The organism is Micromonospora sp. NPDC047793 (assembly GCF_040642635.1).
Lineage (GTDB): Bacteria > Actinomycetota > Actinomycetes > Mycobacteriales > Micromonosporaceae > Micromonospora.
Genome location: NZ_JBEYSG010000012.1, coordinates 44,494 through 59,642, shown reverse-complemented (window position 1 = coordinate 59,642; position 15,149 = coordinate 44,494). Strand labels below are relative to the sequence as shown.

The window sequence follows — 15,149 nt, the reverse complement described above, 5'->3', positions numbered from 1 at the left end:
CGTGGTGCGTATCGCTAGACATGGACACCTCTCATAGCAGCCACCCGACTGGGTGTTTGTATACAATAGTTCTGCGTCACCCGCTGTCAACAGCGGCTTTTACCGGCCAGAGCCAAAGCTGATTCCCGTGATGAACCTCCGTGCATACAGGACGGTCAGTGCGGTGCCATGCGGGTCACCCGCCGAGCCGGCGGCCGAGCAGTCGCCCGAACGCCAACGCCGGGGTCACCGCCATTCCCCCGCAGAACGCGGCGCCGCTGGTGGCTCCCATGCCGATGGCCTCACCGACGGCGTAGAGACCGGCGACGACCCCGCCGTCGTCGCGGCGTACCCGGAAGGTGGGGTCGACGTCCAGGCCGCCGAAGCTGCAGAGCAGCGCGGCGGCCGACCGCACCGCGTAGAAGGGCGGCCGGGCCACCCGGTGGTCCAGGGCGCGTCGGCCCAGCGGGTCGACGCCCCGGTCGACCGCCAGGTGGTACGCCCGCACGGTGCGCCGCAGGCCGTCCGGATCGATTCCCGCCCGCACGGCCAGGTCGGTGAGGTCGTCGGCGACCCAGGCGACGTCCCCCTGCCGCGCCTGGGCGCGCAGCCCGTCCGGCCCCCACGCGGGCACCAGGGGTGACCCGGCGTCGACGGCCGCGTCGTCGCAGACGATCCAGAACGCGGCTCCCGGCTGGCTCTGCACGGCCCGCTCGTGACGCGTGACGTCGCCGAGATCCTCGGCCACGAACCGGTCGCCGTCGGCGTTGACCCAGATCTCCCGGGGTGCGCGTTCGGCGGGCGCCAGATGCGCCACCTCGGACCAGAAGTCCACCCGGCCCGGCGTCGAGCGACGTTCGAGCAGGCCGAGGCGCGGGGTGTGCAGGTCGGCGAAGCGGACGGTGGCACCCAGCGGCGTCGCCATCTCGACCGCGTCGCCGGTGGAGGTGGGCTCGGCGTTGGTCACCAGGCGGGGTGCGCCCGGGGTCACCGCGGAGAACATCTGCGGGTTGGCCCCGTACCCGCCCGACGCCAGCACCGTGACGCCGGCGCGCAGCTCGCGGTCACCCTCGGGGGTGCGTACGACGGCGCCGGTGACGGTGCCGCCCTCGGTGGTCAGTCGCAGGGCGCGCGAGCGCAGCCGCAGGGTGACCCGGCCGGCGTCCACCTGCGCGGCGAGCAGTGGTCGTAGCGTCTCGCGGATCGAGCGGCCCCGGTCGACGCCCCAGTAGGTGCGGGGTCGGGAGTACGGCGAGTGCCCGTGGTAGAGCACCGGCATACCGGGTGCGAACGGGAAGCCGTTCTCGTCGAGCCAGTCGACGACGCCGGGTGCCTCGTCGACGGCCAGGCGGATCAGGGCGGGGTCGCCGTGGCCGTGCCCGATGCGCTGCACGTCGGCGAAGTGCCGGTCCGGGTCGTCGTCGATGCCGGCGGCGCGTTGCCGACGGGTGCCGGCGGCGCTCATGTGCCCGGCGGAGACCCGCAGGGTGCCGCCGATGTCGGTGCCGGTGTCGACCAGGTCGACCCGGAGCCCGGCCCGGGCCGCCTCGATCGCGCAGGGCAGACCTGCGGTGCCGGCACCGATCACCAAAACGTCGGCGTGGCCGGTCACGGTGTCCGCCCGGATCCGGTGACGAAGGAGACCACTGCGGCGGCGAACTCCTCCGGCACCCGCCACGGCAGTTGCCCGGTGGTGTCGGTCAGTTGGATCGACGTCGCGTCCGGACGGATCAGCCGGGCGATGTCGTCGCAGTGGGCGAGCATGTCGCGTGCCGCGGTGAGCAGCAGGACCGGGCAGGGTGCGGTGCGCAGCGGCTCGGTCGGGTCGTAGCGGAAGGCGGCGCGGTAGGCCCAGTTGTACCGGTCGAACACCGAGGCGATGTTGGCCACCGCGAGGTTGACCAGCTCCGGTGGCTGTTCCCAGATGTCCAGGTAGCGCGCCCAGAGGTCGCGAAGATGCTGGCCGGACGGGTCGATCGGCTTGTCCGGCGCCCAGGTGGCACCCAACTGTTCGCGTTCGGCCCGGTCGAGCACGAGGCCGGACAGGATCGCGTGGGTGACCCGGCCGGGCGTGGCCAGGTCGGTGACCGCCAGCGCCAGGGAGGCGCCGGTGTGCTGTCCGGCGACGGCGAACTCGTCGATGCCCAGCGCGTCGACGGCGTCGAGCAGAAGGCGCGCGTAGCCGGGGATGTCCGGGGGCTCGGGCGGCGGGTCGGACTGCCCGTACCCGGGGGTGTCGAAGGCGTACGCGCGCAGTGATCGGCCGAGCGCGGGCATGGCCGGCGCGAAGACGTTGGAGGCCTGCGGCGACTCGTGCAACAGCACGAGGGCCGGTCCCCGGGTGCCGCTGCTGCGGTAGTGGATCTGGGCCCCCTGCGGGCCCACGTATCCGCGCATGTCACTCCCCTCGCTCGATCGGTGGGGTGGGCGGCGGGGGCCGCCGCTTCGGGGCCGTCGACCGCGCGGAGCGTCGTTTCGGGCTCCCGCCGGGTGCGGGCGACGCGGGGCGGTCGCCCTCGACGGTGCTCTCCCCGACCGGGTCCGGCCGGTCCTCCACCCGGGTGGCCTCGGGTTCCGGTCCGGCGTCGTCGGGTCCTTCGGCCGCGCGGGGGTGCCGGCCGGTCGGTGGGGTGTCCCGGACGAGGTGGGCCGGCACGGCGGGACGACCCACGACGGTCGCGGCGATCGTGCCGCCGGTCGCCGCGACCGCCCGTCGGGCGCTGTCCACCGCCGCCGTCACCGAGGCCATGTCGCCGATGAAGGAGACCGTGACGAGACCGTCGCCGATGCGGCTGACGCCGATCACCGTCACCTCGGCTGCCTTGGTCATCACGTCGACGGCGACGATCGAGGCAGCCAGTCCGCGCGTCTCGACCATGCCGAGCGCACCCGCATTCCACAGGTCCACGTCAGTCCTTCACATAGTTGACCCACGCCTCGGTCTCCAACCGGTCGACGATCGCGACGATGGTGGAGTCCACGGGCGCCTGGCTGGATTGCCGTTCCGCCAGTCGTGCGGCACTGCCGCAGGCGACCAGGACGACCTCGCCCCGGCCCGCGCCGACGGTGTCGACGGCGACGTACGGCTCCACGGCGTGTCCCTCACCCAGGGGCGTGACGACGAGCAGCTTGGCGCCGGTCAGCGTGTCGGCCTTGATGGTGCTGACCACCGACCCGATCACCCGGGCGATACGCATACCGGATCACCTCGTTCCTCTATCGCCGGGACCAGGGCGTCTTCTCGAAGGCCTGCCGGACGGCCTGCCGGGCCGACTCGATCTCCGCGTGCAGCCCGGAGACCCACAACCGACCGAACTGGCCGACGCCGCGCACGTCCACGATCTTGACGTCGGCGGACTTCTCCACCTCGTTGCCGACGGCGGAGATGTAGGCGGCCGGCTGGCACTCCACCACCAGCATCGACTCGCCGGCCACCAGCAGGGAGCCCTTCTTCGACCGGTTGACCAGCTGCGCCTGATAGGCGTCGATGTTGGAGACGACCTTCGCCGAGACCAGTTCCGCAGGCTGTGCGTCGGCCTCGGTCATCCCGAGCAGGTCGAGGATGGTGCGACCGGCCTGGCGTACGGCGTCCTGCGACATCGAGTGCAGTTCCGTCATGCCGTACTGGCGTTCGACGACCTGGGAGCCGGGCCGGACCCCGGCGCCCTTGACGGCCGCGTCGACCAGGGCGTAGACGTCGCTGCCGGGCGAGATCTCCAGGAAGAGCTGGGACATCCCCTCGACGACCGGGTCACCGGACATCACGCTGCCGAGCAGTGCGGCCATCTGTGGCTGGAGTCGGTCGACGAAGGCGTACGTGCGCAGCTCGACCTCGCTGCCGGCCATGTCAGCGCCGACCCACGAGCAGCGAGAGGGTGCCACTGCGCCGACGTTCGCCGCTCTGCAGGACGCGACCGGTCGGCGTGCTGACCTCCTCGACGCACTCGCGTTTGCAGGACAGCTCCGAGCAGTCGCCGGTGAATCCGGCGTCCCGGGCGGCCTGGAGGAGATCCATGTCCCGCATCGGGCCCCAGAACGGCTCGTTGTTGTTCCAGGTGTCCCAGTCGATGAGGAACTGCACCAGCGGGTCGAGTCCGGCGTAGCCGGGGAAGTCCGCGTGGATCATCATGCCCCCGGGGGCGAGTAGCCGGTGGCACTCGCGCAGGATGGCGCGTACCGCGTCCGGCGGCACCTCGTGCAGCACGATGTGCGAGACGATCAGGTCGAAGTGCCCGTCCGGGAACGAGGTCGCCTCGGCGTTCTGCTGCGAGAAGTGCACCTTGCGGCCGAGTGACTCGGCGCGGGCGTGGCCATAGCGCAGCAGGGCCGCGCCGACGTCGATGCCGTGCACCTCGGCGTTCGGGTAGGCGTCGACGTAGGGCAGCGTCGAGTTGCCCACCCCGCAGCCGATCTCCAGGATCCGCTTCGGGCGGAAGTCCCGGTGGGACTGCTTGAGGTAGTTGTTGACCACGGACTGGCCGTAGTCGTCGTTGAGGGCACCCATCTGGCCCATGGCGTAGACGTAGACGCCCCGGTCGTAGAGGGCTCCGGCGGTGAGGTCGTCCGCCACGTACTCACCCCGGTAGCCGCCGGGCATGGCGTGGATGTCGATGCCCCAGAAGTACCAGGGCAGTTCGAAGGCGGGATCCAGGTCGAGGGAGCCGAGCCCCCGTTCCGCCCGCTGCGCGCGGGCGGCCAGGTCGTCCCACTGCCGGGCGATGCTGTCGGCCACCACGTTCCAGAGCAGGTCCTGGCTCGCCCGGCGCACGGAACTCCAGAGCTGGTAGTACGGCTCCGGTTCCATGGCGCGGCGGACCGCCTCCCGGTCCCGGGGTGCGACGCCCATCTCCTGTTGGTAGCGGGGGGCGACGCGGTGGGCGTACAGCTCCCGGACCCCGGGGGTCACCTCGGTGGAGATGTGCGACTTCAGTGCCCGGACGAAGTTCTCGCGTGCGAGTTCGTCGTGGTTCTCGCGGGGCAGGACACCGTGCTCCTGCTGCGTCATTTCCCCTCCCCCACCTGTGCGAAGGCCTGCCGGATGACCTCCCGGTAGGACTCCGGGGTCTCCTCCCGCACGATCTCCTCGCGCCACTCGTAGAAGACCCGCAGCACCCGGGCGACGAACGCCGCCGCCTCGGTGTCGCGGGCCTGCGCGTCGGCGTCGGAGACCGGGTAGGCGTCCACGGCGCCGCGCTCGACCACCCGCCGGTCGGCGAGGATCTGTTCCAGGGTCGTCAACCGTTCCCGCAGCACCCACACCTCGGAGGAGAGGGTGACCACGGTCGAGACGAGGGCCTCCATGCCCGGTTCGGCGAAGAACTGCGGGCGGGCGCCCTTCGCCTTCTTGGGCAGCGACTGCCCGGGCAGCGGTTGCGCCTGGTCGGGGCGGCCCACTCCCGGTCCGCCGAACGCACCCAGAGCCTTGAGCGTCTCGTTGGCCACCGTCGAGGCGTCGGCGTCCGGGTTCGCCGACAGCACGGCGGCGGCGACGGTACGGATGGTCCGTTCCGCCTCTTCCTCGGCGCTGGTGCAGCCGCACGAGCAGTCGTCGGCGTCGCCGCACCCGGCGCCCGTGCCGCCGGAACCGGTCGGTGCCGGTGGCGCGGGCGTCGGCGGTGGCGCGTCCTGTCCTGCTCTGCGGACGTTGATGCCCAGGTTGCGGGCGAGGTCCTCCGCGTGCGGCGAGATCAGGTCACGCGCGCCCAGAAGGATTTCGCGCGGCCCGGTCGACCGGGCGACGTCTTCGATATCGACCGCAGTCCATACCCGACTCATGTATCAACTCCTTCGACGAGCACGCGGCGCCCTGTTCAGGCCTTGGTTCCGCCCCGGGTGGCCCCGGTCGGCAGGATCGCCTCGACCTCGCCGTGCGGGCGCGGGATGACGTGCACGGAGACGACCTCACCGAGCCGGGAGGCGCTGGCCGCCCCGGCGTCCGTGGCGGCCTTGACCGCGCCGACGTCACCGCGCACGACCACGGTGACCAGGCCACCGCCGACGTACTCGGTGCCCACCAGCACGACGGTGGCGGCCTTGACCATCGCGTCGGCAGCCTCGATCGCCGCGACCAGGCCGCGGGTCTCGATCATTCCGAGCGCGGACATCTGCAGGTCAGCCATGACAGTTCTCCTCCGGTAGTTCGTCGGCGGACGGGTGTCCGCCGCTGTTCAGGGCCTTGCGGGTGTGGCGGGGGTGCTCGTTCATCGCCCGGTCACCTGCCGGGCGATGCGGTGCACGAGCACCTCCAGCGGGGTGCGGGGGGTCGTCTGCGGACGCGTTCCGGTGGACCGTGCGCCGCCCGGTGCCGCCGACGGCGTGCCGCCGGGCCCGGTGCCGCCGGTGGGCTGCGCGGATGCGCGGCTGGGTGCCGGTTCGCGGGGCGGTTCCAGGCCGGTCTCGGTCCGGCAGCGGGCCCGCAGTTCCTCGACCGTGCCGCCGCGGTGGAAGCGGGGCAGCTCCGCACGGTTCGCGGCGATCTCGGCGCGGAGTCTGCGGGTCTGCTCCTCGTCGACGCGGTCGCCGACCAGGACCACCCCGTAGCGGCGGGCGCCCTCGACGGTGACCAGTCCCCGTTCGACGTCGTGGCGCACCTGGTCCGGGTCGCGTTCCAGCGGGTCGCCCCAGCCGCCGCCACCCCACGTGACGAAGTGCAGCAGGTCGCCGGGGCGTACGCCGACGTGGTCGCACTTGGCCGGCACGGTCTGCTGCGATCCGTCGGCCCGTTCCAGGATCTTCGTGCCGCGCTGGCCCGGCTCACCGCCCAGCACACCCCAGGGTTTGGTGAACCACCGGTCGTCGTGGATGGAGACCTCGCCCGGTTCGAGAAACCGGTAGCCCACCCGGATGCCGTTGCCGCCGCGGTGGCGGCCGGCGCCGCCGGAGTCCGGGATCGACTCGTAGGACTCGATGCGCAGCGGGTAGTACGCCTCCAGGTACTCGTTCGGCACGTTGGTGAACGAGGGCCACATCGAGTGGCCGTCGAAGCCGTCGCCGATCGGTCGGGCGGGTACCCCGCCGAAGCCGATCTGGTAGAGCTGGAACCAGGTGCCGGAGCGGTCCAGGCCGGAGTACATCAGGTGCGGGCTGGACGAGAAGCCGGCCGCGCAGAGGAAGTCCGGCTGGCACTGGCCGAGCAGCCCGGCCAGGACGTCGAAGAGGCGGCCCAGGGCGTGCGTCCGGCAGGACAGTGCCGCCGGTCGTCGGGGCTTGAGCAGGCTGCCCTCGGGGATGCGGACGTCGACCAGTGGATAGAACCCGTCGTTGAACATGATCAACGGGTCGACGGCCATGATGGTGTACACGCCGAAGAACATCCGCAGCACGTTCTCGTTCAACAGGAAGTTGATCGAGCCCTCGGCCTGGTCGCTGGTGCCGGTGAAGTCGAGTACCACCCGGTCGCCGTCGCGCCAGAGGGTGCACCGGATGCGGAACGGCCCGCTGCCGCGCCCGTCGTCGTCGATGTAGTCCTCGAAGGTGACCGGCTGTTCGGGCACGACCTGCCGGAACAGCTTCGCCATGGCCTGCCGGTTGCGTTCCAGCAGCAGGTCCAGCGTCGAGAGGTAGGTGTCCAGGCCGAAGCGCTCGCACAGTTCCCGGACCCGGGTCTCGGCGGTCCGGCAGGACGCCAGCACCGCGTTGAGGTCGGCCCGGTTCCAGTTCGGCAGGCGCACCTGGTTCAGGACGGTGTCCAGCAGCTGCTGGTCGAGCGTTCCGCCCCGGACCAGTTTCACCGGCGGGACGATGACGCCCTCTTCAAAGATCGACACCGCGTCGGTCGGGAGGCTTCCCGGCACCTTGCCGCCGACGTCGCTCATGTGGCCGAACATCGCCGCCCAGCCGACCAACGTCCCGTCGGCATAGATCGGCAGCAGCACCAGCCAGTCGTTGGCGTGGCTGATCGCGCCGTCACAGGCGTACGGGTCGGAGGTGAAGAAGACGTCGCCCTCCTCCACCGTGCCGTCGTAGCCGGAGAGGAAGCCGTCGATGAAGGAGCCGAACTGTCCGGCGACCATCCGACCCTTGCGGTCGGCGATCAGCGGGAAGGCGTCGTTCTGTTCGCGGATGCCCGGGGACATCGCGGTGCGCAGGACGACCGCGTCCATCTCGAAACGGGCGTTACGCAGGGCGTTCTCGACGATGTCGAGCACGGCGGTCTCGACCTCGACCGGACGCTGGGGCCGGGTCGTCTCGACGATGACGGCACTCATCGGAGCCCTTTCTCCTCGGCGGGCAGGATGAGCAGGTTGCCCAGCCTGTCGACGCGCGCGACGCAGCCCGGCAGGACCAGGCTGGTGGAATCCATCTCGACCACGATCGCGGGCCCGCGCAGTTCGTCGCCGGCACGCAGGGCGGTGCGGTCGTAGAGGGCCGCTTCCTGCCAGCCGCCGTCGACGTACACGCGTTGGCGGCCGATGACCGCGCGGGAGGCGTCGTGGTCGCCCGACTCGATCTCGACGGGTCTGATCCGTTCGGCGTCGGAGACCCCCACCGCGCGGATGTTGACGATCTCGTGCTGCTCGTCGAGGGCGAAGCCGAACAGGCGTCGGTGGGCCTCGTCGAAACCGTCGCGCAGCGTGGGGATCAGCGGCTCCTGGCCGGACGCCGGGACGCCGACGGGGACCTCGAAGCCCTGCCCGTGATAGCGCACGTCGGCCTCGAAGCGGACCGTCCGGGCCTCGGCGGGCACCTCGGCCCGGTCGAACTCGGTGTCGATCTGGGCGGCCAGGTCGGTGAACTCGCGCCGCAGGTGCGTCTCGTCGAGGTCGTCGAGGGGGCGGACCAGTGACTTGTTCGCCTCGGCGCGCACACCGGTGGAGGCGTCTCCGTAGGCGCAGAGCACCCCCGGGGACTGCGGGATCACCACCGGCCACGAGCCGAGGAGTTTGGCCAGGGCATTGGCGTGCAGGGGGCCCGCACCGCCGAAGCCGAACAGGGCGAAGCGTCTCGGGTCGTAGCCGCGCTGCACCGAGACCAGTCGCAGGGCGCCGAGCATGTTCTCGTTGACGATGTCGATGATCGCGGCGGCGGCGGCCTCCACCGTCACGCCGAGCCTGGTCGCCACGGTGCCGACGGCGGTGCGGGCCTTCTCCACGTCGAGGGGCATCGCGCCGCCGAGCAGCGCGTGCGGCAGGTAGCCCAGCACGACGTTGGCGTCGGTGACCGTGGGCAGGACGCCGCCGCGACCGTAGGTGGCCGGTCCGGGCAGGGCGCCGGCGCTGGCCGGGCCGACCCGGAGCGCGCCGGTCAGTTCGGGCACGTGGGCGATGGAGCCGCCGCCGGCGCCGACGGTCTGTACGTCGATCGAGGGTGATCGGACGGCGAGGTCGGCCACGGTCGTCTCGCGGCGGATGACCGGGGTGCCGTCCTCGATCAGGGCGACGTCGGTGGAGGTGCCGCCCATGTCGAGGGTGAGCAGGTCCCGGAAACCGGCGGCCGGTCCGAGGGCCACCGCTGCGGCGACGCCGCCGGCCGGTCCGCTCATCAGCAGGCTGACCGGGATGTCCTCGGCCCGTTCGAAGGTCATCAGTCCGCCGTCGGAGCGCAGCACCCGGCGGTCGCCGACCAGTCCTTCGGCGACCAGTTTGCTGCTGAGGTTGCGCAGGTAGGCGCCGACGCCGGGCCGGACGTAGGCGTTGGCGACGGTGGTCAGGGTCCGCTCGTACTCGCCCAGCTCGGGCAGGACGCCGGCGGAGGTGGAGACCGGTACGTCGGGTGCCTCGGAGGCGGCGATCTCGGCGGCCCGCTGTTCGTGGGCGGGGTTGGCGTAGGAGTTGACGAAGCCGATGGCCAGGGCGTCCACACCCCGGTCGACCAGGTCGCGGACGGCGGCCCGCACGGCCGACTCGTCCAGCGGGTCGATCTCGGTGCCCCGGGCGTCCAGGCGGCCCCGGACCTCGCGGACGTCCTCCAGTGCGACCAGTTCGGCGGGTCGGTCCCAGACGATCCAGCCGCCGAGTCCGCCGGGCACGAACGACCGGGCGATGTGCAGGACCTGCCGGTAGCCGACGGTCACGATCAGGCCGACCCGGGCGCCCCGGCGTTCCAGGACGGCGTTGGTGGCCACGGTCGTGCCGTGCAGGAACTGACGGATGTCGGCCGCGCGGGCGGTGGCGTCGGCGAGGACCCGGGTCACGCCCTCGACGACGCCGACGGACTGGTCCTGCGGCGTGGAGGGCACCTTCGTGCGGCGGGTCCTGCCGGTCGCCTCTTCGATCAGAAGGACGTCCGTGAACGTGCCACCGACGTCGACTCCAAGTCGGTACATCAACGACCTGCTTTCTCGGGAACGTCAGCTGTCTCGGAACGTCGTCGTCGGCCCGACGGGGACCGGGTGTGGGCCCCGCCGGTCGGCGTCCCCGGCGTGTGCACCGGGGACGCCGGCCGGGTCAGGAGACGGAGATGTCGTAGTAGTTGACGTGGCCCTGGGAGTAGCTGACGAAGCCCGTCACACCGTCGCGGAAGGCGTAGAACTTCTGGGAGTCGACCAGCGGGATGGCCGGCATGTCCCCCACCATGAAGTCGTTGACCTGCTTGACCAACGCCTCCCGCTCGGGGCCGGGCTGGGTCTCGAGGATCTGCCGGGACAGCCCGTCGACGGTCGTGGAGCTGTAGTTCTGCAGGTTGGTCAGGCCGCCGGTGGAGTAGAAGACCTGCAGGTAGTAGGCGGGGTCGGGCACCAGCGGGGTGCTCGTGGCCAACCAGCTCTGCAGCTTGCCCTCGCGCTTGGCGGCGTCGAAGTCGGCGCCGGAGGCGACGTTGTTCAGTTTGACCTCGATGCCGACCTTGGCCAGTTGCGACCGCAGCAGGACGGCCACCTGTTCGCTGTGTGCGCCGACGTTGGCCGCGTTGTAGGCCAGCTCCATCGGGAAGCCGTTGGGCAGGCCGGCCTCGGCCAGCAGTTGCTTGGCCCGGTCGATGTTGTGGGTGAAGGGCTGCGCCGCCGCCGGGGCGCCGAAGTCGTCGTGGATGAAGTCGCTCGACGCCGTGGAGTACCCCTGGTACGCGGAGTCGACGATCGCCGTGCGGTCGACGGCGTAGGAGATGGCCTCGCGGACCCGCTTGTCGTCGAAGGGCTCGGCCTTGAGGTTCGGCACCAGCACGTCGATGTTGGGGTAGAGCACCCGTTCGAGCCGGACGCCGTCGCTGTTCTCCAGCGAGGAGAGCTGGTCGAAGGTGAGCGCGCTGGCGACGTCGACCTGCCCGCTCTGGGCCAGCTGGAGCCGGTTGGAGGTGTCGGCGACGGCACGCACCACCACGTCGGTCACCGTGGGCGTACCCCGGAAGTAGTTCTTGTTGGCGGTGAGCCGGACTTCCTTGCCCGGGTCGAACGAGCGCACCTCGTACGGGCCGAAGGTGGCGGTGTTCTCGCCCAGCCACTTGTAGGCGTACGGGTCGTCGCCGGTGGCGTGCTTCTTGGCCTCGACCGAGTCGTAGATCGTCATGAAGAAGGTGCTCAGGATGGAGACGCTGACCGCGTTCGGCTGGGCGACGTTGATCGTGACGGTCCGGTCGTCGGTGACGGTGACCGGGTTCTCGATGTCCCATCCGCCGATGCCCATGAGGATCTTGGCGATCGGTACGCCCTCGCTGTTGACCATGCGGTCCACGGACCACTTCACGTCCTCGGCGGTGAGGGCGTTGCCGAACTGGCTCTTGGCGTCGCGGAGGGTGAAGGTCATCTGCTTGCGGTCGTCGCTGAGCTCCCAGGATTCGGCGAGCTCGGGCTCGATCTGGTCCGGGGTCTGGAGGGTCGTCGCGCCGGCCTCGGGCTTGGTGAAGCGCACGAGCGTTCCGGAGATGTTGGGTAGCAGGTCGATCGAGATGAAGCCCTGGTAGCGCTCGGAGTCGAGGCTGGAGACCACGCCGGGCGCGGCGACGGTCAACGCCTGACTGCTGCCGGCGTCCGTGTCGTCGCCGTCGTTTCCACTACAGCCCGCGACTACCAGGCTCGTCACGGCGAGCGCCGCCACGGCGCGCATCCGAACGGAAGTCGTTCCCATGCCGACACCTCCACATTGTGTGCAAGGTTGCTTTATCAGGCGTACTTGACTTGGTGAAGCGGATCACAGGATGCGATGTTTGTATACAGGTTGCCGGCTGTCAAGGCCTCGTTCAGCCAGATCGGGGCCACCCCGATCAGTCAGGAGCGGGCAGCCGACGGTCAGCACGGCAGACGCCCGCACGCACCGGAGCACGTGCACCCCTGCCAGGCTTTGCATACATGGACTTTGCGACACCCTAGCGCCGCACTGAGCCCAGAGCTACTAGCTGCGAAGCCAGCGCGAGTGCCACTCGCGGACCTAGACGCCCTCCCACGGATTACATACAATCCGCCTCAACGTGAAGGAGGTCACCGTGACTCATGCCGGTAAGCGACGGGTCATCATCGATCAGGTGCCGCACCGCGTGTGGCGGGCAGCGGGTCTGCCCTTCGGACTTCTCACCCGCGAGATCAACGCCGACCCGGAGACCGGAGCGCAGACGCTGGTCGTCGACGTCCCGCCCGGCTGGCACATGCCGGCGCACTGGAACGGCGCCGACCTCGAACTGCTGGTCCGCGACGGCGACCTGACCATCGCCGGGCGCCAGTGCCGCCCCGGGCACTACCTCTTCCTGCCCTCGGGCACCGAACTCGGCCCGATCTCGTCGGAGCACGGCGCCACGTTGATCTTCTGGACCGACTCCCCCTTCGAGGTCCGCACGGACGCACCACCGGCACCGTCGACACCGCTGGGCGAGACCGTCGACATCTTCGACCAGGCCAACTGGCAGCCGGTGCGGGAGGCGTTCGCGGGGGTCACCGACACCAGCAGCCACGGCGACCTCGAGGTCCCCACCCAGTGCATCCGGCTGCGCAAGGTCGAGGAGAGCGGCAAGGACACCATCCTGTTCGTCCTGCCCCGGAGGTTCGCCAAGACCGCCCTGGAGTTCCACCACAGCACCGAGGAGATCTTCTTCCTCGGCGGCTGGTGCGCCACCGACCCGGAGCACGTGTACCACGCCGGTGAGTACCTGTGCTGGGCGCCGGGCGTCATCCACGGCGTGGTCACCGGCTGGGAGGCCATCTGCCTCTCCAAGCACCACGGACCACTCACCAGCCCGCAGATCCCCCTCGGCGCCACCAGCGTGGACGCCGAACGGTGACCCGGTTACCCCACGAGGGCCACCGCCGCAGCGCACCGGGGACGCCGCGCCCGCCGTTCGTCGTGCGCCGCGACGAGCTGGAGTACGAACTGATCTCCGCCCTCAACCACAACCCGGACGACGAGGGACTGGTGCACCGTCTCGTCGACCGGGACACCACCGGCGATCCGGAGTGCGAGTTCCTCACCGGCGTCTACCGCATGGAACCCGGGATGGCCCACCCGCTGCACCTGCACGCCGACTCCGCCGAGTTCTACTACGTGCTCTCCGGGACGGCCCGGTTCACGCTGGCCGACGAGGAGTTCGAGGCGGGACCGGGCACCGCGATGTACATCCCCGCCGGCGTCGCCCACGCCATCGAGACCGGCAGCGCCGACGGCATGGAGCTCGTGTACTCCTTCAGCACCCCCGACCTGCGGGGAATCGGCACCAGGTGGCTCTAGCCGGACCCACCGCACATCGACGCAACCGTGGATCGACGAAGGAGACGAGGGTGCGCAGCATCGAACATTGGATCGCTGGGGCGTCCGTCGCCGGCAGCGGGTACGCGACCGTGTACCAGCCCGCGACCGGCGAGCCCCAGGCACAGGTCGCGATCGGCGCCCAGCCCGAGATCGACCAGGCCGTCGCGGCGGCCACCCGGGCCTTCGAGTCGTGGGGCGACGTGTCCCTGTCCCAGCGCGCGAAGGTCCTCTTCCGCTTCCGTGACCTGGTCGAACGGCACGAGGACGAGTTGGCGAGGCTGGTCACCGCCGAACACGGCAAGACCGTCGAGGACGCCCGCGGCGAGGTGATCCGGGGCCGGGAGGTCGTCGAGTTCGCCTGCGGCATCCCGCAGCTGCTCAAGGGCGCCTACTCCGACCAGGTCTCCACCGGTGTCGACTCGTACTCCCTGCGCGCGCCGCTCGGGGTCTGCGCCGGCATCACCCCGTTCAACTTCCCGGTGATGGTGCCGATGTGGATGCATCCCATCGCCATCGCCTGCGGCAACACCTTCGTCCTCAAGCCCAGCGAACGCGACCCGTCCGCGTCGAACCTCGTCGCGCAGCTCTACGCCGACACGGGCCTGCCCGACGGCGTGTTCAACGTGGTGCACGGCGGTAGGGAGGCGGTCGACGCGCTGCTCGACCACCCGGACGTCGCGGCGGTGTCGTTCGTCGGTTCCACCCCGGTCGCCCGGCACGTGCACCAACGCGCCGCCGCCTCCGGCAAACGGGTGCAGGCGCTGGGCGGAGCGAAGAACCACGCCGTGGTGCTGCCCGACGCCGACCTGGCCGAGGCGGCACGGCAGATCACCTCGGCGGCGTACGGGTCGGCCGGGCAACGGTGCATGGCGATCTCGGCCGTGGTCGCGGTCGGCGACGCCGGTGACGAACTGGTCGACCTGCTCAGGCGGGAGGCCACGGACATCGTGGTGGGCCCCGGCGACCAGGTGTCGTCCCAGATGGGTCCGGTGGTCACCGACGAGGCGCGCGACCGCGTCATCACCTCCGTCGACGGTGCGCAGAAGGCCGGGGCCACAGTGGTCGTCGACGGCCGGGACCTGCGGGTGGACGGCCACGACAACGGATACTTCGTCGGCCCGTGCCTGCTGGACCGGGTGACCCCCGACATGGAGGCGTACCAGCAGGAGATCTTCGGACCGGTGCTGGTGGTGTTGCGGGCCGAGAGCCTGGACGAGGCGATCAGGATCATCAACGCCAACCCGTACGGCAACGGCACCGCCCTGTTCACCTCCGCAGGAGCGGCGGCCCGCCGTTTCGTGCGTACCGTCTCGGTCGGCATGGTCGGGGTGAACGTGCCGCTGCCGGTGCCGATGGCCTACCACTCCTTCGGCGGCTGGAAGGCGTCACTCTTCGGCGACACCCACATCCACGGCCAGGAGGGCGTGGCGTTCTACACCCGTGGCAAGGTCGTCACCTCCAGGTGGCCGGGCACCACCCCGACGGCCCGCCCGGACTTCCACTTCCCCACCGCCACCTGACCGGTCGGCGCTGACCGGCGCGGACCTTTCTACGCCGGTCAGC

Annotated in this window: 14 protein-coding genes; 3 read left to right on the top strand and 11 right to left on the bottom strand. The window is 70.9% G+C overall.

Annotated features, from left to right (window positions below; translation table 11 throughout):
* Positions 1-175: 175 nt before the first annotated feature.
* From ABZ738_RS22355 to ABZ738_RS22305, 11 genes are all read right to left on the bottom strand, one after another.
* Entirely contained in the window at positions 176-1,591 is a 1,416-nt protein-coding gene (locus tag ABZ738_RS22355; protein WP_161594932.1) for an FAD-dependent oxidoreductase, read from the bottom strand.
* Positions 1,588-2,376 carry an alpha/beta hydrolase gene (locus ABZ738_RS22350; protein WP_176093463.1) on the bottom strand — a complete coding sequence of 263 codons (789 nt, stop codon included), beginning with the start codon at positions 2,374-2,376 and terminating at the stop codon, positions 1,588-1,590. The genes ABZ738_RS22355 and ABZ738_RS22350 overlap by 4 nt, the downstream gene beginning before the upstream one ends.
* 1 nt (position 2,377) lies before the next feature.
* Complete coding sequence (locus tag ABZ738_RS22345; RefSeq protein WP_254876795.1) at positions 2,378-2,887, bottom strand: BMC domain-containing protein; 510 nt, start codon at positions 2,885-2,887, stop codon at positions 2,378-2,380.
* A 1-nt stretch (position 2,888) separates the two neighbouring features.
* Entirely contained in the window at positions 2,889-3,176 is a 288-nt protein-coding gene (locus ABZ738_RS22340; RefSeq protein WP_131052471.1) for a EutN/CcmL family microcompartment protein, read from the bottom strand.
* A 19-nt stretch (positions 3,177-3,195) separates the two neighbouring features.
* On the bottom strand, positions 3,196-3,825 hold the full coding sequence (locus tag ABZ738_RS22335; protein WP_131052472.1) for a hypothetical protein: 630 nt from the start codon (positions 3,823-3,825) through the stop codon (positions 3,196-3,198).
* Between the two features lies 1 nt (position 3,826).
* A complete protein-coding gene (locus tag ABZ738_RS22330) occupies positions 3,827-4,984 on the bottom strand; it encodes a class I SAM-dependent methyltransferase (RefSeq protein WP_131052473.1) in 1,158 nt (385 codons plus the stop codon).
* Complete coding sequence (locus ABZ738_RS22325) at positions 4,981-5,754, bottom strand: hypothetical protein (protein WP_357215952.1); 774 nt, start codon at positions 5,752-5,754, stop codon at positions 4,981-4,983. Before ABZ738_RS22325 ends, ABZ738_RS22330 begins: the two co-directional genes overlap by 4 nt.
* Positions 5,755-5,789: 35 nt before the next feature.
* Positions 5,790-6,089: an ethanolamine utilization microcompartment protein EutM gene (eutM, locus tag ABZ738_RS22320; protein ID WP_117230296.1), complete on the bottom strand. Its 300-nt coding sequence runs from the start codon at positions 6,087-6,089 to the stop codon at positions 5,790-5,792.
* A 90-nt stretch (positions 6,090-6,179) separates the two neighbouring features.
* Complete coding sequence (locus tag ABZ738_RS22315; RefSeq protein WP_357215949.1) at positions 6,180-8,186, bottom strand: hydantoinase B/oxoprolinase family protein; 2,007 nt, start codon at positions 8,184-8,186, stop codon at positions 6,180-6,182.
* On the bottom strand, positions 8,183-10,243 hold the full coding sequence (locus tag ABZ738_RS22310; RefSeq protein ID WP_201272280.1) for a hydantoinase/oxoprolinase family protein: 2,061 nt from the start codon (positions 10,241-10,243) through the stop codon (positions 8,183-8,185). The genes ABZ738_RS22315 and ABZ738_RS22310 overlap by 4 nt, the downstream gene beginning before the upstream one ends.
* Positions 10,244-10,364: 121 nt before the next feature.
* Positions 10,365-11,978, bottom strand: coding sequence for an ABC transporter substrate-binding protein (locus ABZ738_RS22305; RefSeq protein ID WP_131051476.1), 1,614 nt, complete (start codon positions 11,976-11,978; stop codon positions 10,365-10,367).
* Positions 11,979-12,333: 355 nt separating this feature from the next.
* Between ABZ738_RS22305 and ABZ738_RS22300 the strand changes: the two genes are divergently transcribed.
* The 3 genes from ABZ738_RS22300 to ABZ738_RS22290 are packed head-to-tail and all read left to right on the top strand — an operon-like array spanning position 12,334 to position 15,106.
* Positions 12,334-13,122 carry a hypothetical protein gene (locus ABZ738_RS22300; RefSeq protein ID WP_131051477.1) on the top strand — a complete coding sequence of 263 codons (789 nt, stop codon included), beginning with the start codon at positions 12,334-12,336 and terminating at the stop codon, positions 13,120-13,122.
* Positions 13,119-13,565, top strand: a complete 447-nt coding sequence (locus ABZ738_RS22295) for a dimethylsulfonioproprionate lyase family protein (RefSeq protein ID WP_131051478.1) — start codon at positions 13,119-13,121, stop codon at positions 13,563-13,565. Before ABZ738_RS22300 ends, ABZ738_RS22295 begins: the two co-directional genes overlap by 4 nt.
* A gap of 50 nt (positions 13,566-13,615) precedes the next feature.
* Complete coding sequence (locus ABZ738_RS22290; protein ID WP_357215944.1) at positions 13,616-15,106, top strand: CoA-acylating methylmalonate-semialdehyde dehydrogenase; 1,491 nt, start codon at positions 13,616-13,618, stop codon at positions 15,104-15,106.
* The last annotated feature ends 43 nt before the right edge of the window (positions 15,107-15,149 follow it).